General features: G+C 29.1%; 29 protein-coding genes. All 29 read right to left on the reverse strand.

Annotated features, from left to right (window positions below; translation table 11 throughout):
- Position 1 precedes the first annotated feature (1 nt).
- Positions 2-616, reverse strand: coding sequence for a chemotaxis protein CheC (locus tag BUB33_RS01810; RefSeq protein WP_172463209.1), 615 nt, complete (start codon positions 614-616; stop codon positions 2-4).
- Positions 617-627: 11 nt separating this feature from the next.
- On the reverse strand, positions 628-1059 hold the full coding sequence (locus BUB33_RS01815; RefSeq protein ID WP_072972368.1) for a chemotaxis protein CheW: 432 nt from the start codon (positions 1057-1059) through the stop codon (positions 628-630).
- A gap of 12 nt (positions 1060-1071) precedes the next feature.
- The gene (locus tag BUB33_RS16505; RefSeq protein WP_234949962.1) at positions 1072-1527 is read right to left on the reverse strand and encodes a chemotaxis protein CheW; all 456 of its coding nucleotides are present in this window, start codon (positions 1525-1527) and stop codon (positions 1072-1074) included.
- 3 nt (positions 1528-1530) lie between these two features.
- Positions 1531-3087: a chemotaxis protein CheA gene (locus BUB33_RS01820; RefSeq protein ID WP_234949963.1), complete on the reverse strand. Its 1557-nt coding sequence runs from the start codon at positions 3085-3087 to the stop codon at positions 1531-1533.
- A gap of 2 nt (positions 3088-3089) precedes the next feature.
- Positions 3090-3554, reverse strand: coding sequence for a CheB methylesterase domain-containing protein (locus BUB33_RS16705; RefSeq protein WP_200778098.1), 465 nt, complete (start codon positions 3552-3554; stop codon positions 3090-3092).
- On the reverse strand, positions 3517-4140 hold the full coding sequence (locus tag BUB33_RS16710) for a response regulator (RefSeq protein WP_200778086.1): 624 nt from the start codon (positions 4138-4140) through the stop codon (positions 3517-3519). Before BUB33_RS16710 ends, BUB33_RS16705 begins: the two co-directional genes overlap by 38 nt.
- Positions 4141-4806, reverse strand: coding sequence for a flagellar brake protein (locus tag BUB33_RS01830; protein ID WP_072972371.1), 666 nt, complete (start codon positions 4804-4806; stop codon positions 4141-4143).
- The gene (locus tag BUB33_RS01835; RefSeq protein ID WP_072972374.1) at positions 4807-5697 is read right to left on the reverse strand and encodes a MinD/ParA family protein; all 891 of its coding nucleotides are present in this window, start codon (positions 5695-5697) and stop codon (positions 4807-4809) included.
- Positions 5690-6775, reverse strand: a complete 1086-nt coding sequence (locus BUB33_RS01840) for a flagellar biosynthesis protein FlhF (RefSeq protein ID WP_072972377.1) — start codon at positions 6773-6775, stop codon at positions 5690-5692. The genes BUB33_RS01835 and BUB33_RS01840 overlap by 8 nt, the downstream gene beginning before the upstream one ends.
- Positions 6775-8802, reverse strand: coding sequence for a flagellar biosynthesis protein FlhA (flhA, locus tag BUB33_RS01845; RefSeq protein ID WP_072972382.1), 2028 nt, complete (start codon positions 8800-8802; stop codon positions 6775-6777). The genes BUB33_RS01840 and flhA overlap by 1 nt, the downstream gene beginning before the upstream one ends.
- Positions 8803-8813: 11 nt before the next feature.
- Positions 8814-9884: a flagellar biosynthesis protein FlhB gene (flhB, locus tag BUB33_RS01850; RefSeq protein ID WP_234949964.1), complete on the reverse strand. Its 1071-nt coding sequence runs from the start codon at positions 9882-9884 to the stop codon at positions 8814-8816.
- Between the two features lie 22 nt (positions 9885-9906).
- Positions 9907-10674: a flagellar biosynthetic protein FliR gene (gene fliR, locus BUB33_RS01855; protein ID WP_072972389.1), complete on the reverse strand. Its 768-nt coding sequence runs from the start codon at positions 10672-10674 to the stop codon at positions 9907-9909.
- 10 nt (positions 10675-10684) lie between these two features.
- The gene (gene fliQ / locus BUB33_RS01860) at positions 10685-10954 is read right to left on the reverse strand and encodes a flagellar biosynthesis protein FliQ (RefSeq protein ID WP_072972394.1); all 270 of its coding nucleotides are present in this window, start codon (positions 10952-10954) and stop codon (positions 10685-10687) included.
- A 10-nt stretch (positions 10955-10964) separates the two neighbouring features.
- Entirely contained in the window at positions 10965-11723 is a 759-nt protein-coding gene (fliP, locus tag BUB33_RS01865) for a flagellar type III secretion system pore protein FliP (protein ID WP_084725049.1), read from the reverse strand.
- Positions 11707-12198: a flagellar biosynthetic protein FliO gene (locus tag BUB33_RS01870; protein ID WP_072972398.1), complete on the reverse strand. Its 492-nt coding sequence runs from the start codon at positions 12196-12198 to the stop codon at positions 11707-11709. The genes fliP and BUB33_RS01870 overlap by 17 nt, the downstream gene beginning before the upstream one ends.
- Positions 12199-12201: 3 nt before the next feature.
- A complete protein-coding gene (locus tag BUB33_RS01875) occupies positions 12202-12564 on the reverse strand; it encodes a response regulator (protein ID WP_072972402.1) in 363 nt (120 codons plus the stop codon).
- A 26-nt stretch (positions 12565-12590) separates the two neighbouring features.
- Entirely contained in the window at positions 12591-13778 is a 1188-nt protein-coding gene (fliY, locus tag BUB33_RS01880) for a flagellar motor switch phosphatase FliY (RefSeq protein WP_072972405.1), read from the reverse strand.
- Positions 13768-14766, reverse strand: a complete 999-nt coding sequence (gene fliM, locus BUB33_RS01885; RefSeq protein WP_072972408.1) for a flagellar motor switch protein FliM — start codon at positions 14764-14766, stop codon at positions 13768-13770. Before fliM ends, fliY begins: the two co-directional genes overlap by 11 nt.
- A gap of 13 nt (positions 14767-14779) precedes the next feature.
- Complete coding sequence (locus BUB33_RS01890; RefSeq protein WP_072972411.1) at positions 14780-15196, reverse strand: flagellar basal body-associated FliL family protein; 417 nt, start codon at positions 15194-15196, stop codon at positions 14780-14782.
- Positions 15197-15218: 22 nt separating this feature from the next.
- On the reverse strand, positions 15219-15941 hold the full coding sequence (locus BUB33_RS01895; protein ID WP_072972414.1) for an OmpA/MotB family protein: 723 nt from the start codon (positions 15939-15941) through the stop codon (positions 15219-15221).
- Positions 15941-16726: a motility protein A gene (locus BUB33_RS01900; RefSeq protein ID WP_072972417.1), complete on the reverse strand. Its 786-nt coding sequence runs from the start codon at positions 16724-16726 to the stop codon at positions 15941-15943. The genes BUB33_RS01895 and BUB33_RS01900 overlap by 1 nt, the downstream gene beginning before the upstream one ends.
- A 3-nt stretch (positions 16727-16729) precedes the next feature.
- The gene (locus BUB33_RS01905) at positions 16730-16942 is read right to left on the reverse strand and encodes a flagellar FlbD family protein (protein ID WP_072972420.1); all 213 of its coding nucleotides are present in this window, start codon (positions 16940-16942) and stop codon (positions 16730-16732) included.
- 57 nt (positions 16943-16999) lie between these two features.
- Entirely contained in the window at positions 17000-18373 is a 1374-nt protein-coding gene (locus BUB33_RS01910) for a flagellar hook protein FlgE (RefSeq protein WP_072972424.1), read from the reverse strand.
- Positions 18374-18449: 76 nt separating this feature from the next.
- Positions 18450-18830 (reverse strand): TIGR02530 family flagellar biosynthesis protein, encoded by a 381-nt coding sequence (locus BUB33_RS01915; protein ID WP_072972427.1) that lies wholly within the window; start codon positions 18828-18830, stop codon positions 18450-18452.
- Between the two features lie 23 nt (positions 18831-18853).
- Positions 18854-19261 carry a flagellar hook assembly protein FlgD gene (locus BUB33_RS01920; RefSeq protein ID WP_072972430.1) on the reverse strand — a complete coding sequence of 136 codons (408 nt, stop codon included), beginning with the start codon at positions 19259-19261 and terminating at the stop codon, positions 18854-18856.
- 14 nt (positions 19262-19275) lie between these two features.
- A complete protein-coding gene (locus BUB33_RS01925) occupies positions 19276-20574 on the reverse strand; it encodes a flagellar hook-length control protein FliK (protein WP_072972433.1) in 1299 nt (432 codons plus the stop codon).
- Positions 20575-20587: 13 nt separating this feature from the next.
- The gene (locus tag BUB33_RS01930) at positions 20588-21847 is read right to left on the reverse strand and encodes a MotE family protein (RefSeq protein ID WP_072972436.1); all 1260 of its coding nucleotides are present in this window, start codon (positions 21845-21847) and stop codon (positions 20588-20590) included.
- 11 nt (positions 21848-21858) lie between these two features.
- Positions 21859-22296: a flagellar export protein FliJ gene (fliJ, locus tag BUB33_RS01935; protein WP_159429148.1), complete on the reverse strand. Its 438-nt coding sequence runs from the start codon at positions 22294-22296 to the stop codon at positions 21859-21861.
- A 25-nt stretch (positions 22297-22321) separates the two neighbouring features.
- Positions 22322-23647, reverse strand: a complete 1326-nt coding sequence (gene fliI, locus BUB33_RS01940; protein WP_072972442.1) for a flagellar protein export ATPase FliI — start codon at positions 23645-23647, stop codon at positions 22322-22324.
- Between the last annotated feature and the right edge of the window lie 2 nt (positions 23648-23649).

Raw genomic sequence — 23649 nt, forward strand, 5'->3', positions numbered from 1 at the left:
TTCATTTTACTCCTAACGCCATTAATATTTTATCGAAGGAGGATAAATCCGGAAGGAAAAATAAATTTCCAGCAACAAGATTTTCTTCTTCTTCAAAAATTGTTTCTATCATCAATGCGTGATCTGACACATGACCATATTGAATTGCTGGCACACTAAGAATAGCACCTGCCATATCTATTGAAATAGATGGAATAGAAATAAATACTTTTAATCCAGTAAGGGCAGACAAAGAATTTGCATAGGAAGATGCTATAATATTACCTACTTCAGATAATGCAGATATATCCATTTCATCAAGTTCTTTATTTTCTTTCTTTCTATTATATAATATATTTGTTAAATTTATTGCTGAATCAATATCTAAAGCAAACATCATATTTCCAACTACATCTTCCATTAACTCAAAATAAATCCCTATTACTAAATTTTCTTCCCCACCTAATATTTCAGCCACATCTTTAAATTCCATTATACGAACATTTGGAACCTTCATATCAATTTTTCTAGATATCATTGAAGCTAAGGCAGTAGCCGCATTTCCAGCTCCTATATTCCCCAACTCTTTAAGTATGTCTATCATGAAATTATTTAAATTATCAACATTTATTGTCATTCTATTGCCCCCTAATTCTCAAAAACCTTTGACAATTCAAGTAATATTACTAATTTATCTTTGATTTTACCAATTCCTTGAATATAATATAAATATTCGTTTTCATAGGAAGTAGGCGGAGCATCAATATCTTCCTTATTTATTTCAATAACTTCAGACGAAGAATCAACTATTAATCCAGCTACAATATCATCATTTGAAACAATTATAATACGAGAATTATTATCCATTTCCTTAGGTTCCATATTAAATTTCAATCTTAAATCAATTAAAGAAATAACCTCGCCTCTTAAGTTAATAACACCTTTAACATAATTTGGAGCATTAGGTATCCTAGTCGATTCTTGCATTTTTTCTATAGATATTACCTTATTAATAGGAACTCCATAATATTCTTTGCATAATTTAAATACTACATATTTATTATCTATTACCTCAGACACTTTAACCCCTCCTTATATTAGTGAATTAATATCTAAAATCAATGAAATATTACCGTTACCAAGAATTGTAGCACCAGATAAATATTTAATACCAGCTAAATATTTTCCTAGACCTTTAATAACTATCTCTTGTTGTCCAATTAGATTATCAACTATCAAACCAGCTTGTTTATCTCCTTTTCTAACAACAACTACGATTAATTCCTCATTTTCTTCATTATGCTCTATACCTAATATATCCTTTAGTCTTATAATTGGTAAAGTCATATTTCTATATAATACAACTTCTTGCCCTTGAACATCAGTTATTTGGTTGCTTGAAATATTGATTATTTCAGTAATAGAACTTAAAGGAATTGCATATATTTCTTCACTTAATTTTATAAGCAAAGCTTGGATTATAGCTAATGTTAATGGAATTCTAATTATAAACTTGCTTCCCTTGCCTTGTATACTTTCTATTTCCACATTTCAATTTATGGATTCTATTTTACTTTTAACAACATCTAATCCAACCCCTCTACCTGAAACATCAGATATAGTGTCTGCTGTACTAAAACCAGGTTTAAATAGTAAATTAATGCTATCTTCTATAGACAAGCCTTCTGCTTCTCTTTCATCTATTACTCCTTTTTCAATTGCCTTTCTTTTAATTAAATTAGGATCCATTCCTTTTCCATCATCTTCTACTTCAACTACAACATTATTACCATCTGGATAGGATTTAAGTATTACTGTTCCAGTTTCAGGCTTTCCTGCCTTTATTCTATCTGCTGGAAGCTCAATTCCATGATCTATGGAATTTCTAATCATGTGAATTAAAGGGTCTCCTATTTCGTCAATAACAGTTCTATCTACTTCAGTCTCCTCTCCGCTCATTTGTAAATCTATTTCTTTTCCTAACTCTTTAGATAAATCCCTAACTAATCTTGGAAACCTATTGAACACCCTTTCAATTGGAACCATTCTAACTTTCATTACTGCATCATGTAAATTAGTAGTTATTCTCTCTAAATACTCAATCGCTTCTGTCATATTTTCACCAGTTGACTTTTCACTTAAATCATCCATTCTGGTTTTTATTATTATTAGTTCACTAACTAAATTCATTAAATTATCTAATCTATCTATATCTACTCTAACTGTTTTACCTATTTTCCCTACATTTCCTTGAGTTGTTTTTTGAGTTTTATCATTATTCTCATTTGACGAAATCTTAGCTTCTCCAGATTTGTCTAAGTCATCAGAAATAGTCTTACTATTAGAATCAATCTTATTATTAGAGTCAATACCAATAAAATCCGATAAATTAATTTTTTCTAATTCAGATATTTGATTTAACTCTTTTAAAATATTTGATTTATCATAACTACTTACTAACACAACAGAAAACTCTAATTCAAATTTCTCGTCCTCAATATCTTCTACTGATGGATTAGAATATATTATCTCTCCAAAGTTTTCTAAAGTGTTAAATATAATAAATGCCCTTGCTGATTTTAACATACATGATTCATTTAAAATAAAATCTATACTATAAATATTTAATCCATCTTCTCTAGCCTTATCAACTACTTCTAATACAAATTTATCCATGTTTAACTCTTTTGTTTCACCATCATTATGTTTTGTGTTCTTCTCCCTATTTAATAAATTTGTTAATTTATCTATCAATATTTGATTAGTATCGTCATCCTCTGCTCCATAATCAATAATATGGTTTACTGAAGAATCTAAAGCGTCAAAGCATTCAAATAAAATATCAATTATATCCTCTGATAATTCTATATCATTACTTCTTGCAGCTTGTAAAACATTTTCCATCTCATGAGTTAAATTAGCCATATTATGAAATCCCATAGTACCTGACATACCCTTTATGGTATGAGCAACCCTAAAAATTTCATTTATATTTCCTAAGTGAGAAGGATTTTTTTCTAATTCTAATAGAACATCGTTCATACTCTGTAAGTGTTCCTTCGCTTCTTCTACAAATATATTTATATATTGACTAATATCTAAATCCATAACTACACCCCCACTTTATCTATTATTTTACTTGCAATTTTATCTATAGGCAATATTATATCTACACAATTTGTAGCAATAGCCGATTTAGGCATTCCATATACAACGGAAGTCGATTCATCTTGAGCTATAGTATAACTGCCAGATTGTCTCATTTTAACTATGCCCTTCGCTCCATCTGAACCCATGCCTGTTAAAATAATTCCAGTCTTAGAATATCCCCTTATTTTTGCTATTGATTCCATCATCTTATCAACAGTTGGTCTCAATCCCATAACTTGAGGTTCTTTATTTAACTTGATTACAAGATCTTTAGACTCCTCAATTACAGTCATATGATAGTCTCCTGGTGCAATATATCCCCATCCTTTTGAAAGTATATCGCCATCTTCCGCTTCCTTTATTCTTATATTTGAAATAGAGTTTAATCTATACAGCCAAAGATTTAGTAAACTTAGGTGGCATATGTTGTACTATAAGAATAGCAGCATTAATATTAGATGGTAATTCTGGTATTAAAGTTTGTAATGCTCTTGGTCCTCCAGTAGAAGTTCCAATAGCTACAATATTGTCAAATTTTTCTTTACTTACAATAGACCTATCCTTAAATTCTTTCACTGCATTTATCTTTTTAATAGGTTGTCTAACAAAGAATTTTGATTTTGCACCTACTTTAATTTTCTCTATAATTTCTTTCTTTATATCTACTTGACTTAGACTAAAAACATTTGTGGGCTTAGATAAGAAATCAACAGCTCCTTCATCTAATGCTTTTAATGTAAGTTCAGCACCTTCTGAAGTTAAAGAACTAATCATAATAACTGGCAACTTACTGTGTTTTGATACAATATGTTTTAATGTCGTTAATCCATCCATTAAGGGCATCTCTATATCTAAGGTTACTATATCAGGTTTCAAAACTTCTATTTTCTCTAAAGCTTCTTGTCCATTTCTTGCAGTACCTACAACTGATATTTCTGTATCTGATGTAAGTATATCTGTTAAAATTTTTCTAATTAAAGCAGAATCATCTACTATTAAAACTTTTATCATTTAAATCAATCCTTTTAATCTTAAGATTCTTTGTTGTTCAAAAATATATTTTATTATTAAATCTCTATCTTCTTCTTTTATTTCTGAAAATGAAATTCCAATACTAAATCTATAATTAAAACTATTTGTTTCTTCGACTCTTACAACTAACGCTTTTGTTCTTACAAAAGAATCTCCTATTTTAAGTGAGCAAATTATTTCATCACCTACCTTATGCTCGTAATTGCAATAAAGTTTCATTCCTCCACCTGAAATATTGTTAGTTTCACAATGCTCTACTAATATTTCAGAATCATTTCCCTTAATAATTGAATGTTCTTTATCCACACTTAATGCTGTTAAAAGTCTATAATAATTTCTTTGCTGAATTTTTCTAACTTCTGATATTCTTGATACTTTTAAAGAATATACTGGAGAATTATTTCTAGATAAAACCTTAGCAATAAAATAATGTTTTCCTATATTTTCAACATTATAACAAATGTCTATTTCTTCACCATTATGTATAAAAACTAAATTGTTTTGTTTAATTGGACCACTAATTATTAGCTCTTGAGAGTCAACTATATCTAAAACTTGTGATGGGTAAGAAATCTCTTTATCACCCCTTACCCTTATAATATCTATCTTTGTGCCTATGCTTAAAAACTTAAAATCAAAATCCATTTAATCACCTCTCTTAAAAAAAACCTCTAATATTCTTTGAGCAAAACTTGTTTTTTCTTTTTCTTCTATAACTCCTTTTCCTAAATAATCCATTGCTATAATATTTATTCTCTTTGAAATAGAATTGTTAGGATGTGAAACTATAAATGGAGTTTGATTTCTAACAGCATAATTAACTAAATCATTTTTTTCTATATATCCTAAATATTCAATTTGAATCTTTAAAAAATTATTTGCTGCATTATATAATCTATCAAAGATTTCTATACCCTCTTTTCTATCTTTAACCATATTGCAAACAACTTTAATCTTCCCATTAAATCCAGTGTAAACTATAGACTTAATTAATGTATAAGAATCCATAAGGGATGTTGGGTCTGGTGTACAAATAACAATTACTTCATTAGAAGTCATAATAAAATCAATTACAGAACTTGAAATACCTGCCCCAGTATCTATTATGATATAATCAGAAGAAACTTGCAACTTTTCAATTTCTTTAATTAATCTTGAGAAGTTTTCATTTTTCAATAAATTCAACTCTTTTAAACCAGAGCCTCCTGAAATAATCTTTATTCCTTCAGGTCCCTTATTCATTATTTCGAATATATCTTTATCTGAATATATTATATCCGATATTCTGTTGCTAACATTAATGCCAGTTAATATTTCTATATTGCTTAATCCTAAATCAGCATCAATTATAACAACCTCGTATCCTAGCCTTTTAAGAGATACTGAAAAATTAACAGCAAAATTTGTCTTACCAACTCCGCCTTTACCACTAGATATTGCAATAACCTTTGCCTTATCTTCAGTTGACATTATAGTTTCCTTATCTAAGTCCCTTGACCTCATAATCTTTCTTAAGTTTTCTGCCTGATCAGTCATTTTTATTCTCCTCAATAAGCTTTTCAGCAATATTTTCAACATTAATAGTTTCAATATCATCTGGCACATTTTGACCTATAGTAAAATATGAAAGTTGCTTATTGGTAATATACTTAATATTTAAAATATTGCCATAACTTTCAGCTTCATCAACTTTAGTAATAATTATTCTATAATCTTCTAAAAAAGCATATTTTTCTATTAGAGTTTTCAAGGCTCTGCAACCTATATTTGCATTAACTAATAAATAAATTTCTTTTGATTTAGTTGTATAGAGTATATCTTTAAGTTCTTGTAACTGTTCTATATCGTTATGATTTCTTCCTGCTGTATCAACTAAAATAATATCTTTACTACTAAAATAATCAATTGCATCAATCATCTCTTTTTTATTATATGCTATTTTTAAAGGTAGTTGCAAAATATCGCTATAGGTTTTTAATTGTTCCACTGCAGCAATTCTATATGTATCAGAGGTAATTAACCCAATATCATATTTATTTTTAAGAACAAAGTTTGCAGCTATTTTAGCTAAAGTTGTAGTTTTTCCTACACCTGTAGGTCCAACGAAAAAAATAGTTTTTTGATTATTCTCTAAGGTAATTGGTTTTGGACTTCCTAAATTTTCAATTAAGTTATATTTTATTATATTTCTAATTGTATCATAATCTTTACCATCTATATCAATTTGATTTTCAATTTTTTTTAGCAACTCTATAGAAATTTTAGAATCTACTCCATTTTCTATAAGTATGTTATGAAATCTATTTAAAATAGGAGGTAGAATTTCTTCCTCTAGTTTATTTATCGGAAAATTCATCATAATCTTTTTTAATTCAACTATCTCTTGATTAATATCATTTAGCTTACTCTCGTAATAATTAGTAAGATTTTTATCTACTAAACTTTTTTCTTCAAAGGCAGCTGTAATTTCAACTAATGGTTTCTTAAAATATCCAAATACACCTTTATGTCTAATTGTTTTTGTATTCAGCACAATTGCATCAGACCCTAATTCCATCTTTAACTTCAACATAGCTTCATGTGCTGTTTTCCCTATATATTTTTTAATTTTCATTATATACCTACCACCCCAACTGATTGAACCTCTACAGAAGATTCAAGCTCATTATAAGATATCACAATTATATCTCTAGTCATTTGCTCCGTTAGTTTTTTAAAATATAATCTAACAATTGGTGCTGTAAGCACTATAGGTTGTTCACCAATAGAAGTAAGGTTTTGAATTGTCTTAAAAGTATTATTTAAAATTGTCTGTGCTTTATTAGGTTCTATTAATAAATAGGATCCTGTCTCTGTTTTATTAATTGAATTCATAATAAGCTCTTCAACCTGATTATCTAAAGTTACTACGTTTAAATTATTGTTCTCAACATATTTATTAGTAATATACCCAGACATTCTTTGTCTAACATACTCTGTAAGTAAATCAGTATCACTAGTAATACTCCCATAATCTGCTAGAGTTTCTAATATTGAAACCATATCTCTTATGCTTATTTGTTCTCTAAGTAAATTAGATAAAACTTTTTGAATCTCACCAAGAGATAAAAGCTTTGGCACTACTTCTTCCACAACGGCAGGATATTCTTCCCTAACATTTTCTATTAAAGTCTTAACATCTTGTCTGCCAATAAGATCATAAGCTTTTTCTTTTATTACCTCTGTTAAATGAGTTGCTATTACTGAAGGAGGATCAACTACAGTATATCCAAAGATTTCTGCCTTTTCTCGCTCTTTTTCTGTAATCCATTTAGCAGGTAAACCAAATGCAGGTTCTATAGTATCTATACCCTCAATATTACCTTCACCTACACCAGAATCCATTGCTAAGTAATGATCAAAATAAACTTCACCTTTGGAAACCTTAACACCTTTTATTTTAATTATATATTCATTTGGATTCAACTGAATATTATCTCTCAGTCTAACTATTGGGACTACTAATCCTAACTCCATGGCAATCTGACGTCTAATCATTACAATTCTATCTAATAAATCTCCACCTTGTTCTACATCAGCCAATGGTATAAGACCATAGCCAAATTCAAGTTCAATATCATCAACTCTTAGTAGCCCCAGTACATTCTCAGGTCTCCTTAACTCTTCTGCCTCTGATGTTTCTATTATAGGCTCAATTGTTTCAGATTTAATAACTTTTTTCGTTTTTAACCCAGCAGCAATAAATATACACCCTAATAAAATATTTGCCAATTTAGGCAAAGGTGTAGATACCCCTAGTATAATCATAACTCCACCAATTATATATAGAATAATTGGATTATTAGAAAATAACTGTTTAATCAGGTCTTGTCCTAAATTTGATTCTGATGCTGACCTAGTAACCACTAAGCCAGTAGCTGTTGAAATTAATAGTGCTGGAATTTGACCTACTAGTCCATCTCCCACTGTAAGTAATGTATATCTTTGAAGTGCTTGGCTAAATGGCATACCTTTCCCAATAATTCCAATAAGAAATCCAGCACCGATGTTTATTATGGTAATGATTATTCCAGCAATGGCATCACCTTTTACAAATTTACTAGCTCCATCCATAGCACCATAAAAATCTGCATATCGTTGTATATCTTTTCTTCTTTGCTTTGCATCTTCTTCAGTAATTAATCCCGAGTTTAAATCAGCATCTATCGCCATTTGTTTACCTGGCATTGCATCTAGGGTAAATCTAGCGGCTACTTCTGAAACACGTTCAGCACCCTTAGTAATTACTAAAAAGTTTATAATTACAATTATAAAAAATATTATAAAACCAACAACATAATTTCCTCCAATTACAAAGTTTCCAAAAGCCTCTATAACTTTACCAGCATTAGCCTGTAAAAGAATACCTCTTGTAGTAGAAATATTGAGAGCAAGCCTAAATAATGTTGTTAATAACAATAAAGATGGAAAAATAGTTATCTGCAATGCATCTTCAGTATACATAGATAATAACAAAATTAATAAAGCTAAAGCAATATTCAAACTTAATAGAAAGTCTAGGAACCCTGTATTTATAGGTATTATAATAATAAGTATTATTCCAATTATAGCTAAAGCTACTAATATATCTCCTAATTTCATTTCCCATCCTCCTAGAATTCATCTTTTAAACTATAAACATAAGCCAGAACTTCAGCAACAGCCTCATAAAGATCCTCAGTTATAACTTGACCTATTTCAATAGAATCATATATAGCACGAGCCAAAGGTTTATTTTCTACAATGGGTACCATGTTTTCTTTAGCTACTTTTTTTATATTTTGAGCTATTATATCTACTCCTTTACCTAAGATATAAGGTGCATCAAATTTATCTTTGTCATATTTTATAGCTACAGCATAATGAGTAGGGTTAGTAATTATTACATCTGCCTTAGGAATATCCTGCATCATCCTACTCATTGCAATTTTCCTTTGTTTCTCTTTTATTTTACCTTTGACAAAAGGATCTCCTTCTGTTTGTTTATACTCTTCTTTTATCTCTTGTTTACTCATCATAAGATTTTTCTCATGTTCTCTCCATTGGAAAAAATAATCCAAAATTGATAGAACTAAAAGCACTCCTAATATTCTCATAATAAAACTATAAATTAAATTAGAAAAATTTATAAATGATTCAATAGTTTCCATTCCAGAATATTTAATCACCCTAGTCATCTGTTTATTTGCGTATTTAAAAGCAATATATCCAACTAAGGTAAGTTTTAAAATAGACTTTACAAGCTCCTTTAAGGCTCTTTTAGAAAATATTTTTTTGAAACCTTCTACAGGATTTAATCTATTCAGTTTTATCTTTAATGTTTTAGTAGTAAATAAAAAACCTACTTGAAAATAGTTGATAATTAAAGCAGATAAAAATGCAACTATTAGAATAGGTGAACTTACTATTATAAAAACCATTGATATTTTTAAAAAATTAATCATTAAATTATTATTATTAAAAAAAGCTTCAATGTTATTTATTTCATTAAACATTTCAATCATAAACTTTTTTAGTTGTGTATTCATTGCCCCACCAAAAAGCTTCAATCCTAAAAAGCAAGAAAAAAGAATTATAACTGTATTAACCTCTTTACTTTGAAGTATTTGTCCTTCTTCCCTCGCATCTCTTCTTTTCTTTGGAGTAGGCTTTTCTGTCTTCTCAGAAAATAATTGTAAATTCACTCTTAATATCATATTATCAACCTTATGTCTTAATAAATTTATAAATATCATTAATCATTAAATCAAAAATACCATTTACAGCAGTGAAGAAAATGGGCATGCTAATTAAAATAATTAACAATCCAATCAAAACCTTTAACGGCATACCAACAACAAACACATTCATCTGAGGAATAGTTTTTGATATAATGCCCAAAACTAAATCCGTAAGAAATATTATAGCTACTATTGGTGTACTTAATTTAAATCCTATTTCAAAGGACTTAGACAAAGTATTTACAAGAATATTCACTATATCTTCTGTATATTTTAATTCTCCTATAGGTAAAAATTTATAACTATCAACTAAGGCTGATATAATAAAATGGTGTCCGTTGATGCTTAATAGCAAAAGAAATGATAGAATGTAGTAAAAATTTCCCATTAAAGGAACTTGTGTCCTGTTTTGAGGATCTATTACATTAGCCATTCCAAATCCAATTTTCATGTCAACAATTTGTCCCATTACATAAAAAGCTGAAAAAAAACCATAGGATATAAACCCTATTATTATTCCAACCATTAATTCTTTTATTATAAATAATATTAATACCTCATTATTAATATTAGCAGGCACTGGTAAAATTGATGTAATTATTAAAGCTGTTGAAAAAGACAGACCTATTTTCATTATATTAGGTATGTTTTGAGAACTAAAGAAAGGCGAGAAAATGAAAATTCCCGATGTTCTTACCATAACTAATAAAAATAACTGATACTGGCTAAAAATCAAATCTATAATCAAATCCATAATAGCCACCTTAATAAATATAGTTGTTAAGATTTGTAAGTAATCCTGATGTAAACTGGATTATTAGTTTAATTATCCATGGTCCAAATAAAAGTAATGATAAAAATACTGCTACGATTTTTGGTACAAATGCAAGAGTTGCCTCTTGTATTTGAGTAACAGCTTGAATAACACTAACTATCAATCCTACAACTAAGCTAATTACCAACATAGGAGCAGACATAAAAAGTACAGTTCTTATAGCATCCTGTGCAAGTTTCAACATATCTACATTGTTCATATAAACACCCCTATTTAAATCCAAGTACTAATGATTTTACAATTAAATTCCATCCATCAACGAGTACAAATAATAATATCTTAAAAGGCAAAGATATTATTACTGGTGGTAACATCATCATTCCCATTGCCATTAAAGTACTGGAAACTACCATGTCAATAACTAAAAAAGGAATATATATAATAAATCCTATTTGAAATGCTGTTTTTAATTCACTAATTATAAAAGCTGGAACTAATACATGTGTTGGTATTTCACTTATATTGCTTATATTTGCAGTTCCCTTCATACTTAGAAATAAACCTAAATCTTTGTCCCTAGTTTGTTTAAACATAAAGTTACGAATTGGATTCATGGCATTATTAATAGCTATATCTTGATTTATTTCTTCCCTAATATAAGGTTGAATAGCTTCATTATTTATTTCAGTTGCAATAGGTGCCATAACAAAAAACGTTAAAAATAATGCTAAGCCTATAATTACATGATTAGGGGGAGTTTGTTGAAGCCCTAGTGCATTTCTGATAAATGATAAAACAATAAGTATTCTGGTAAAACCAGTCATCATTATCAACAAGGATGGTGCTAAGGTAAGAATCGTTAAAATAAAAAGCAATTGAATAGAAAACACATAATTTTCCGGATTATTATTATTTTCTAAAGTAATAGATTTACCAAACAAGGATACAGATGGTTCTGCAAAGGCAACATTCGCAAATATAATTACCAAAATCATAGCTGAAATAATTGTTTTAATGTTTTTTCTCATCTTTCTTGCCTTCCTTATCCTTTAAATTACTAAACAAACTTTCTATTTTTTTATTAATTTTATAAATATTCCCATTTTTATCTAAATAATTATTTAAATATCCGTTAAACTTCTCTTCACGAATAGGAAATTCATCTGCCTCAATTACATCAATAATATTAGTATTGTTATTTGTTACAGCTAAAATATATATCTTTTGATTTATTCTAGTTATAACAATTTTACATCCACTAGAAAGATTCATTACATCTAATAAATCTATGTATTTACTAGATGTAAATCCCTTATAGTTCTTTGCAACAATTTTAGTTCCCCATATTGTAAGAAATATAACCACTGTAAACATAGTTATATAAAATATTAATTGGAAAACTATTTTAATTGGACTACTTTCAACTACTTCAATAGCATGAACAGGTAGTCCATATAAAGTTAAAAAAATTAACACAACTAATATATTGGTCTTTTTATTCATTCCCTAACTCAAAACCTTTTTTACAGCTTCAACAACTCTATCAGCTTGGAATGGTTTGACTATAAAGTCTTTTGCTCCAGCTTGTATCGCTTCTATTACCATTGCCTGTTGACCCATAGCAGAACACATTACAATTTTCGCATTACTATTTATCTTTTTTATCTCTTTAACTGCTTGAATTCCATCCATTTCAGGCATAGTTATATCCATGATAACTAAATCAGGATTTAATTCCTTATATTTTTCTACAGCCTTTAATCCATTCTCTGCTTCACCTAATATTGTAAATCCATTTTTAGATAAAATATCCTTTATCATCATTCTCATAAAAGACGCATCATCTACTAATAAAATTCCATTTGCCATTTGAATAAACCTCCTATTAAAAAATATTAGATAATTTTTCTACTTGAACTTTCAATTTCTGTTACCCTAACACCAAAGTTGTCATCTATAACTACAACTTCCCCCTTAGCAATATATCTACCGTTAGCATAGATATTCAAAGCCTCGCCTACAAGCTTATCTAATTCTACAACAGTTCCTTGCCCAAATTCTAGTATTTCACTAATCTTTTTATGGGTTCTACCTAATTCTACTGTTATTTCAACTGGAATATCTCCTACTAAGTCTATTGAACCACTATGTGAAGAAGTAAAAGATGTGTCAAAACTTTGGAATTCTGGCTTCTTAACAACAATCTTATCCTCTTTTATATTGCTAATATCATTATAATTCATATTCTCAGTTCTAGCAATATCATTTGCTGGTGTTTGGGGTATATTGTAAACCTCTTCTTTTATTTTATTTACTGGTGTTTCAATATATTGTTCTATAACATTATTTGGTTCAACAGAAACTCTACTGTTTACAGGTGTTTCTTCTTGAGTATCAGGTGAACCCATTAATTTTTCAACCATAGATTTTCCAAATTCTAATGGAACTAATTGCATAATATTACTATCGATTAAATCCCCTATTACCATTTTAAATGATATTTTAATAATGGGAGAAGAGGAGTTTAATAAATCAATTTTGTTTTTTCCTTCAGCAAAAGTTATTTCCAAAGATTTTGGAGGTTCAATATCTATTTTCCTCATAAGCATCTCAGATAAAGAGGTTGAAGATGAACCCATCATCTGATTCATTGCCTCACTAACTGCACTTAAATCAAGCTCTGTTAATTCCCTATCTGTATCAAAACTGTCTTTCCCCATCATAAGATCAGTAATTATCTTAGCATCATCTGTATTAAGTATTAAAATATTTGAACCTTCTAAACCTTCCTTATAGCTAACATCAATTGCTACAAGAGGTAATTTATAATCATCTGCTAATTCATCAACAGTAGTTAATTTTACTCTAGGAGTAGTAATATTTACTTTTCTATTTAATAATGTAGATAAAGTTGTAGCAGCTGTCCCCATGCTTATATTTCCAATTTCCCCTAAAGCATCTATTTCAATATCTGACAATAATTCTTCATTATCATCTTCAAAAAAATCATGTGTAACTTTGTCGGCTGAACTCCCTGATAATAGAGCATCTATTTCCTCTTGAGATAACATATCACTTGTCATTTATTATTTCACCTTCCTTTAGAACTTCAACTATCTTAATAGCCATTTTTTTATTGATTACGCCTATTTCACCTTTAAATTTTACATTGCTTCCAATCCTAATTGGAGCCATATTACTTTCACTATTCTCTAATTTAATCACATCTCCAACTTGTAAATTCAATATATCCCTTATGGAAACTTTTGTAGTTCCTAACTCCGCTACTAAAGGAACTATAGTTTGTAACATTCGCTCCTTTATGGCTTTTAGTTCCTCATTAGAATGTTCTTTTGTAGATGTTGTAAACCAAAATTTTGTATTTAATTTATCTAATATTGGTTCTAACAATATATATGGAATACAAACATTCATCATTCCCTCAATAGGTCCTATTTCTATATTCATAGTTATTAAGGCAATAGTTTCGTTAGGTGGAACTATTTGTGCAAATTGAGGATTGGTTTCAATTTTTTCCAATGTTGGCTTTAACTCAATAACATTACTCCATGCCTCTTTGATGTCTCCCGCTATTTTTTGCATCATATTTTTTAAAAGAGATAGTTCAATTTCTGTAAAGGCTCTTATTTCCTGCTTATCATTTCCATCTCCACCTAATAATCTATCTATTATTGTATAAATAATATTTGGAGAAATATCTATTAGTATTTGTCCATTTAGTGGATTAAAGTCTATAATAGTCAAAAAAGCAGGATTAGATAATGCATTACTAAATTCACTATAAGCAAATTGATCTACCGTCAGTATATTTATTTTAGCCGGTGCCCTAAGATATCCGGTTAAAAAAGTTTGCATATGTCTTGCAAAGTTTTCATGTATAACTTCTAGTGTTCTTAACTGTTCTTTAGAAATTTTTTGGGGATTTCTAAAATCATATTTCTTTATTTTCTTGGAATTATCAACTTCCTGAATTTCCTCGACATCCACCTCACCAGAACTAAGCGCATTGAGAAGGGCATCAATTTCAGATTGTGACATTACTTCAGACAATAGAACCCCTCCTCTACTGAATTATAAAATCATTAAAATATATATTTATAATACTTTGATCATTAAATAATTCTACCATATTAGTTTTTATTTGATTTTGTAAATTGACTTGCCCTTCCTTTCCTCGCAACTCATCTTCTGTTAAATTTGCTATTATTTTATTAACTTCATCTCTAATTAAAAATTGTTTTTCTGTTAATTTAGTAAGACTTCTTTCATTGGTTGTTTCCAATGTAACTCTTATTTTTAAAATTCTCTTGCTTTCTTTAATATTGCAATAAAGGTCTTCTAATGTTATTGAATAAGTTTGAATTTCCTTTTCTCTTTTTTCTCCAGAACTATTTGAAAAGAAAAATATGCCTACAGCTATACCTGCGACTAATGCTAATAACAAAATAATGACTATTATTAAAGTGTTTTTTTTAGACATATTATCACTCCATTCTATTTTACTATGGCTCTAATTCTTCATAGGAATCTTTTAATATAACAATATCTACTCTTCTATTTTTTGCTTTGTTTTCAGGACTATCATTAGGTAATATTGGTCTATAGTAACTATATCCCGAAGAAGATACCCTATTCCCTTCTATGTTTTCAACTTCTACTAAATATCGTAATACATTAGTAGCTCTAGCAGAAGATAATTCCCAATTTGTTGGGAACTTCGACGATCTTATTATCTGATCCGAATCCGTATGACCTTCTACTTTAATTTGTCTATTTGAAAATTCTTCTCTATTGAGCATCTCTGCTACGGATTTTAAAATATCAAGGGATCCAGGTTTAATCTCTGCACTTCCAGAATCAAATAATACATTATCCATAAATCTAATAACTATTCCTCTCTCCTCAGGTTTTATCTCTAACCTCTCTCCTAATCCTAAAGTTTCAGCATATTCATCTAAATGTTCAATAAGACTTTTTAGGTCTGCCTCTATATCCATATAATCCTCTATAGTATTTATAGGGATATCAAGGGAGGTTCCTCCTTCTAAAACTCCTGATCCCCCTTGGAAACTAGCCATTATACTTCGAAATTTTTCAGCATCTACATTTGAAAAAGAAAATAAAAGAATAAAAAAGCACAGTAATAATGTAACTAAATCGCTATAAGTGGTTAACCATCCAGGTGAGCCTCCACCTGACTCTTCTTGTCTCCTACGCCTAGCCACTATGCTTCCTCCTTCCCAAATTCTTTTTTAATAGAAACTCTCATTTCCGGTGGAATAAAGGTCTTTAGCTTTTCTTCAATTATCCTAGGATTTTCTCCTGCTTGAATGGATAATAACCCTTCTATCATCAATTCTTTAACTAATACCTCTGACTTACTTCTAACTTTTAGTTTCTGAGCTAAAGGCAAAAATATAATATTAGCCAATGCAGAACCATAAAAAGTAGTTATCAAAGCTACAGACATATTTGGACCTATTGCCTTTGGATCATCCATTTTTTGAAGCATATTTATTAATCCTATTAAAGTACCTAACATACCAAAGGCTGGTGCAAATGCCCCCATAGCTTCTAAAGTCCCTTGTCCTTGCCCATGTCTTTCTTCCAAAAACATAAGCTCAGTTTCTAAAATGTTTCTAACAAGATCCGGGTCTGTCCCATCTACAATTAACATAATTCCTTTTTTTAAAAAGTCATCTTCTAGCTTAGAAGCATATTCCTCTAAAGAAAGTAACCCTTCTTTTCTAGCTACATTTGCCAGATTTATTATGTTTTCAATTATTTCATTAGGAGATGTGGACTTATGAGTAAATGCCTTTTGAAGAACCTTTCCTATTTTAGATATCTCCTTTAGGGGATATGCTAAAAAAGTAGCGGCTACTGTCCCTCCTAGTACAATAATAACTGATGGAAAGTCCCAATAATCTGACAAACTTCCTGATTGCAAAATTCCCCAGATTGTAAAACCTATTCCGAGAAATAAACCTAAAATTGTTGCAATATCCAATCCTTACACCTCGTTTCCATTATATCTTCTTTCGAACATATGTATTTTAGCTTTGTATTTTATTACTTTATCTATTATTTCATCAACAGAATCTGAAACTACAATTTTTTGTCCATTCGTTAGTGTAATAACAGTGTCTGGAGTGGCTTCTATGTAAAGTATAAGTTCACTATTTACTACAAATTCTTTATCATTTAACCTCTTTACCTTTATCATAATTATCCCACCTTTTTTTATTAAATAGGGTAGATAAATCTACCCTATTTAAATAGATTATCTCTTCATATTAACTAATTCTTGTAGCATTTCATCTGAAGTTGTTATAATTCTTGAATTCGCTTGAAACCCTCTTTGAGTAGTTATCATCTCAGTAAACTCAAGAGATATATCTACGTTGGACATTTCAAGATTTCCAGAACTTATAGCTCCAAATCCACTGGTACTTGCCTTGCCAAGTTGGGGTTCTCCAGAGTTTCTCGTATCCACAAAGAAATTTCCACCAAGTTTTTGAAGACCCATTGGATTGTCAAATTTAGCAACCATGATTTGCCCTAAAGCCTTTCTCTCACCATTAGTAAATACTCCTACAACAGTCCCTGTAGCATCTACAGAGAACCCTTCTAAGGTGCCAGAAGTATTACCATTTCGCTTATATGGTTTGATATCCATTTCATTTGCATATTGATGTATATTATTAATAGTCTCTGAGTCATCTGGGTCAAATAAAGTTATTTCACTAAATGTTCCAGAAGGTTTTATTTTCTGGGGAAGAGCAACCTTATCTTTATTTGTATCAAACTCAATCTTACTTAAATCCAATTTTGCTCCCTTAATTGTATTTCCAGTATCACCGATTGTAATTAATTTACCTTTATCATCAAACTCCAGTTTTAGTAAATTATTTGCAGCATCTATTGGATTATTGAAAGTTTCAGTATAGTTTCCTGTTGCTTGATCCGTTACTCTCTTTAAACTCATTTCCCATTTATGAACAGGAGGAGTAGCGGTAGTTACCTCTTTCTTCGTCATTTCAAATGTTATTTTATATGAGTTTCCAAGTGAATCAGTTACTACTGTATCTATAGAATGTCCTTTATCTATTTCAGTATTTGCATCTAAATTACCTTTAAAATAAATTTCTCGAGTTGCAGTAGGTGCTTTAGTTTCTGACTTGTTAATTTTTATATTAGTTACATCTGACATTATATTTCCATCAGGATCTGCCGCATATCCTAATACTTTAAACCCATCAGCAGTAACTAAATTTCCATCTCTATCTAAAGAAAAGTTTCCTGCTCTTGTATAATATCTATTATTAAAACTTGTATCATCTGATACTACAAAAAAGCCTTCCCCATCTATCATTAAATCAGTAGGATTATCTGTTCTTTGACCTGGTCCCTTAGTGTGAATTGTATTTATTGAACCTACTGCTGCACCCATACCTATTTGTTGGGGGTTTGTACCTCCCTTTCCACCTGTTGGTGCAGAAGCTCCTCTTGTCACTTGGCTAAATACTTCCTGAAAAGTAACTTGTCCTTTTTTAAACCCTACTGTATTTACATTGGCTATATTATTACCAATTGTATCCATCTTACCTTGATGTATTCTCAGACCTGATACGGCTGAGTACATTGATCTCATCATATTTCATTCCTCCATTTTCCTGGGCAGTCATAGACCATCTATCAGTCAGGTCTATATAACTTCCTACAAGGTCCAGTTATATTATTACTGCTCCATCAATATTAGTGAATATATTTTCTTTTAACTGCTCTTTATTAACAGTTGTAATTATTGTTTTTTTGTTAATATTAGCTATGAAAGCCTTATCATCCATTAAAATTAAAGCATCTTTTACTCCTTTGCTTTCTGCTTTACAAAAAGCTGATTTTAGCCTGTTAATTTCATCCATAGTTAAATTCATTTCTCTACTATTTAATCTTTCAGTTGCATGCTTTGAAAACTTAATTTCTTCATCTTTATTTTGAATTTTTTCCAATATTTGTCCAAAATCTTTGTTTAAATTTATTTGTTTTCTTCCTGTGGATTTAGATGAATTAATTAATTGATTTTCAAGTTGCCTAATATCTATTTTATTCATAAAAACAACTCCATGCTAATCTTTTATTGTATTTTTTTCTTTTCTATCTCATCTGTTTTTTCTTTTGATGATTCTTGTTCCTTATAAGTTTCCATTGCCTTTTTTATATTTATCATTTCCTTTAATATCTCAACATTTGCATCTATCTGATTTTGATTCATTAATTTTAACATTTCTTTTGTTTCGTTAGATTTATCAACAAATGTTTTATTTAAGTTCTGCATTTGTTCTAAGGAACTAAACTGAGCCAACTGTGCAATAAATTCTCTATCCTCTATTGGATTAAGAGGGTCTTGATTAGCTAATTGTGTAGTTAGTAATCTTAGAAAAGCATCCTTGTCTAAATCATTAGTTTTTTTATCTTCTGTCTTTTTATTTTTTTGGTCTTCAAATTTATAAATATATTCTTTATATTCCTTATCTACTTTCATTTGAGTCCTCCTCTCTAAGCAAATAAATTCAGTCCTTCTTCCAAAGTATTAATATTTGTCATGTTTTCTACAGTTTGTTCATCATATCCTGATACTGCTTTTCTATCTTGAGATTTTACTTTTATTCTTTTATTATTTTGTTTTAGATTAAATTGTCCAGAGTTATGCTTATCAAAATCACTATTGTTTCCTACGAAAACTTCAACGGTTTTAATTTCAAGTCCTGTATCCTTTATACCTTCCTTAAGTTGTATTAAATTTCCTTCAATAATCTCTTTAGCTCTTTGATTATCCACCATAATCTTAGCTATAACTGTTCCTTTGACTACTTCAATATTCATAGTCATTTCACCTAATATCTCTGGTTTTAACTTAATCCTCATCTCATTCTTATTATCTGATAAATTAAATTTGGCTTTTTCAACTATCTGCTGAATTACATCTTTATCTCTTACTGTATCTAAATCATCTAACTTAATCAGATTGTCCTTTTCGAATCTAATCTCATTTTTATTCATGGAAATAAAAGATTCTATACCTAATTCAGTATCTTTATCGGTTTCTTTTGTTTCATTAATATCAAGACTTTCCTTAGGTGATGATACCTCATGATTATTTTTTTGATCTAAATTAAATTCCATTTTCTCATCTAACTCTTTTATGTTCATTAAATCATTTTGATTCACCATGGTCATATCTACAATACTTTCTTCTTTACCTTCTTTTGAAAACAATTTAAAATTTGGTTCTATTTCATTCTTAGATAGTTTATTTTCCTCAATAATATTATTATTTACTGCATTTTCTTTATAGGGCAGTTGAAATTTATTAATTTCATCCATTTCCATATCTTCTTTTATTATAATATCTGAAACCTGATTTTCCATAATTACTTCTTCATTTTCAATTAAATTGTTTTCTAAGGTTTCTTCCAATTTAATCGGTTCTATATCCATTGGAGTTTCCAATTCTATTGCTTCATTGTTTATAGACTCATCTACTGTATTTATTAAATTACTGAAGAAAAAAGGTATATTTCCATATGCTAAAGAGTAATTTTCTTTATCGTCTTCTTCTATTTCCACATTTTGATTTACATCTTTATTATGTTCAGATATATCCTTATCCTTAGATGCAGTATTTTTACTTTCTTTAGACCTTGACATATTGTCAGAAGAAATTTTACTATTTGTTTTATTATTTACACTTTCTAAAGTAGATGAAAAATTTTTATTTTCTGAGGTTTCTTTTTTAATGTTTTGCTCAGTACTTGTCTTTAATGAATTTTTGAAATCAAAAACTATAGCTTCCACTTTGCTCACCTCCTTAATTAATATTTTTAGGCTTAGCTAAAAGCCTTGTAATTTGCGAAGCCTTATCTGGCTCCATAAAATCTAAAACCTTTGATAAGGTTTGATTTTTCATTTTGGACAATACATCAATTATAATAATCCTATCAGATAATTCATAAGTTTCTTCTGAATTAAGCTCAATTAGCGTTATAGTCTCATTATTTTTTATCATTTGTTCAGCAATCTTAGCTACTTTTTCTGGAGACATTTTTTCATATACAATAACTAAATTTTTTATCTTACTTCCATACTCATTTATAAACTCCATAGCCTTGCTTATATCGCCAGTAATATTAGTATCAGATTTCGTCAATTCTTCTTCACGCATTATTGACGCAAATAATTCTTCTATAAAAGCCTCATCCTTTATATTTGACAATATCTCTGCTGATTTTATAACAGATAAATTCTTATATATAATCCCTAATTTATATAATGTATAATTATCAGTATTTCCTATTGCATTTATTGTAATATCTATTGGCTTTGTTTCAAATACCTTAGCTACATCTATTAAAGTATTCACTTCATTTGTTTTTTCATAAATAATTCCTTCTACTAAGGTTTTTTTATCTTCTTTAAAAGTATCTAATATATAGTTTCTTATATCATTATCTACATAATAAAGTATTTCTCCTAATTTATCTTTATTTATTTGAGATATTATTTTCAAAAATTCTCGATCTGAAAACTTTTTTTCTATTTCCAATAAAGATTTTAAAACATCTTGCTTCTCAAACCTAGCTACTTCTGATAATAGCCTTTCTTGTTCCTCTTTTTGTGCATCATCATATATAGAAAATAATAAATCCTTCCTTAGTTCCATATTTCGAATTTTAAGTACTATTTCCTCTGTTTTAGGTACGGAAATTGAATTCATACCTCTAACAATATCTATATAAAGTTTTTCATCATCTTTCTTTATTATATACATTTTATCAGCAGCTATATTTGGATCAAGATTTATAAAATAATTTGATAAATAACTTATCTTTTGATTTTTTTCTACTTCTGTAGGATAATGTTTAAAATGTTCTCCTATAAAACCAGGCATTTTTGATAATAGTTTATTAGTATTGTTTTTAAATTGCTTATTACTATTATAAATAATACTAACAATAAACAAAGGAACTACAACTAAACTAATAAAAACTATACCTATTATCCTAAATCTCTTATTTTTTTTATCCTTTTGTATTATATTTTTCTCATTTTGTACTGTAGTTGTTTCCATAGATCTGCCCCCTATTTTTGGGTAGTACTATTAAATGTAACTATTCCATCAATAATTTTTTCCTCATTTTTTTTAGCTTCACAAAGAAATTCATTATAATCATTTTCTTTTAACTTCTCAAATACCTTTTTTTCTCTTACTGCAAAAAGCAATTCTTCTTTTGTTTTTTCAAGTTCTTCTTTAATATCAGAAATTACATTTTCTTGTTTTTTTATGTTAAAAGATATGTCTTGTAAATAATTGTTATATAATTTTAAATTTCCGATACTAGTATTTCTGGTGGATTCATTTTTTTTAATAAGTAAGTTTTCTTTATGGATATGATAATTCAGTAACTTTTCTTCTTCTTGATTAAGTCTTCTATTAACATCTCCATATTCAGCTTTTTTTAAATTTTCCACATTTTCTTTGTAATTTAAAACCTTTTCCAGCCTAAAACTATAACCCATCAATTAAAATTACCCCCATTGTTACTTATTTTATTTCACTGATAATTTCATTCATAGCATATAAAGTTTCCTCAAAAGTTGAAACCTTATATGTTTCTTGTTTTAAAAATCCTTCTATATCCTCCATTAAATCAATGGCAGTATCAATCTTTTTATTTGATCCTCTTTTATAAGCACCAATATTTATTAAATCTTCTGCCTCCTTATATACTGCCATAATATCTTTTATAGTATTGGCAGCCTTTAAATGTTCTTTACTTGATATATTGGGCATGACTCTACTAATACTAGCAAGAACATCTATGGCTGGATAATGATTAGCATTTGCTAGCTTTCTAGATAAAACAATATGTCCATCTAATATACCTCTTACAGTATCAGTTACAGGTTCAGTTAAATCATCTCCATCTACTAATACAGTATAAAGCCCTGTAATAGTTCCCTTATCGGATGCCCCTGTCCTCTCTAATAGTCTTGGCATAGTTGCAAAAACAGAAGGTGTATATCCTCTAGTTACAGGAGGCTCTCCTATAGCTAGTCCAATTTCACGTTGTGCCATAGCAAACCTTGTTAAGGAGTCCATTAACAGCATTACGTTTAACCCCTTATCTCTAAAATATTCAGCAATAGCCGTAGTCACCATAGCTCCTTTAACTCTTATTAAAGCAGGTTGATCTGAAGTTACAACAACTAATACTGATTTTTTTAATCCTTCTTCTCCTAAATCATTTTGGATAAATTCATTAACCTCTCTTCCACGTTCTCCTATTAATCCTATAACATTTATATCAGCTGTACTATTTCGTGAAATCATACCCATTAAAGTACTTTTCCCTACTCCTGATCCTGCAAATATACCAACCCTTTGTCCTTTACCACATGTTAACAAACCATCAATAGCTCTTACACCTATAGATAAAGGGTCTTTTATTACTTTTCTGTCCAATGGACTTGGGGGAGTATTGGATACAGGATAATATTTATTTGACTTAATTGGTCCTAAGCCATCAATAGGATTTCCTAATCCATCTAGAACCCTTCCTACTAATTCTTCACCTACATTTACTCTAAGACTTTTACCACTTCCCACAACTACACTTCCACTTGCAATCCCCTCCATTTCTCCAAGGGGCATAAGAAGTATCTTATCCTCCTTAAATCCAACGACTTCTGATAAAATCGGATTATTACTTCCATAGGGATATATATAACATAATTCACCAATAGTAGCCATAGGTCCATTAGATTCAATAGTTAGACCAGTAACTTCAGTTATTTTACCAGTATACTTCATAAACCTTTTTTCTTTTACAGCAGAAATATATTTTTTTATATTAATTGTATTTTCCATAT

Origin of the sequence: Tissierella praeacuta DSM 18095 (genome assembly GCF_900128955.1) — a bacterium.
GTDB classification, from domain to species: Bacteria; Bacillota; Clostridia; order Tissierellales; family Tissierellaceae; genus Tissierella; species Tissierella praeacuta.

Bases quoted from the DNA above. Each gene is read 5' to 3' on its own strand.
- BUB33_RS01810 (WP_172463209.1), bottom strand. From the start codon at position 616: ATGACAATAAATGTTGATAATTTAAATAATTTCATGATAGACATACTT.
- BUB33_RS01820 (WP_234949963.1), bottom strand. From the start codon at position 3,087: ATGGATTTAGATATTAGTCAATATATAAATATATTTGTAGAAGAAGCG.
- BUB33_RS16710 (WP_200778086.1), bottom strand. From the start codon at position 4,140: ATGATAAAAGTTTTAATAGTAGATGATTCTGCTTTAATTAGAAAAATT.
- BUB33_RS01830 (WP_072972371.1), bottom strand. From the start codon at position 4,806: ATGGATTTTGATTTTAAGTTTTTAAGCATAGGCACAAAGATAGATATT.
- BUB33_RS01835 (WP_072972374.1), bottom strand. From the start codon at position 5,697: ATGACTGATCAGGCAGAAAACTTAAGAAAGATTATGAGGTCAAGGGAC.
- BUB33_RS01840 (WP_072972377.1), bottom strand. From the start codon at position 6,775: ATGAAAATTAAAAAATATATAGGGAAAACAGCACATGAAGCTATGTTG.
- flhA (WP_072972382.1), bottom strand. From the start codon at position 8,802: ATGAAATTAGGAGATATATTAGTAGCTTTAGCTATAATTGGAATAATA.
- fliR (WP_072972389.1), bottom strand. From the start codon at position 10,674: ATGGATTTGATTATAGATTTGATTTTTAGCCAGTATCAGTTATTTTTA.
- fliQ (WP_072972394.1), bottom strand. From the start codon at position 10,954: ATGAACAATGTAGATATGTTGAAACTTGCACAGGATGCTATAAGAACT.
- fliP (WP_084725049.1), bottom strand. From the start codon at position 11,723: ATGAGAAAAAACATTAAAACAATTATTTCAGCTATGATTTTGGTAATT.
- BUB33_RS01870 (WP_072972398.1), bottom strand. From the start codon at position 12,198: ATGAATAAAAAGACCAATATATTAGTTGTGTTAATTTTTTTAACTTTA.
- BUB33_RS01875 (WP_072972402.1), bottom strand. From the start codon at position 12,564: ATGGCAAATGGAATTTTATTAGTAGATGATGCGTCTTTTATGAGAATG.
- fliY (WP_072972405.1), bottom strand. From the start codon at position 13,778: ATGACAAGTGATATGTTATCTCAAGAGGAAATAGATGCTCTATTATCA.
- BUB33_RS01890 (WP_072972411.1), bottom strand. From the start codon at position 15,196: ATGTCTAAAAAAAACACTTTAATAATAGTCATTATTTTGTTATTAGCA.
- BUB33_RS01905 (WP_072972420.1), bottom strand. From the start codon at position 16,942: ATGATAAAGGTAAAGAGGTTAAATGATAAAGAATTTGTAGTAAATAGT.
- BUB33_RS01910 (WP_072972424.1), bottom strand. From the start codon at position 18,373: ATGATGAGATCAATGTACTCAGCCGTATCAGGTCTGAGAATACATCAA.
- BUB33_RS01915 (WP_072972427.1), bottom strand. From the start codon at position 18,830: ATGAATAAAATAGATATTAGGCAACTTGAAAATCAATTAATTAATTCA.
- BUB33_RS01920 (WP_072972430.1), bottom strand. From the start codon at position 19,261: ATGAAAGTAGATAAGGAATATAAAGAATATATTTATAAATTTGAAGAC.
- BUB33_RS01930 (WP_072972436.1), bottom strand. From the start codon at position 21,847: ATGGAAACAACTACAGTACAAAATGAGAAAAATATAATACAAAAGGAT.
- fliJ (WP_159429148.1), bottom strand. From the start codon at position 22,296: ATGGGTTATAGTTTTAGGCTGGAAAAGGTTTTAAATTACAAAGAAAAT.
- fliI (WP_072972442.1), bottom strand. From the start codon at position 23,647: ATGGAAAATACAATTAATATAAAAAAATATATTTCTGCTGTAAAAGAA.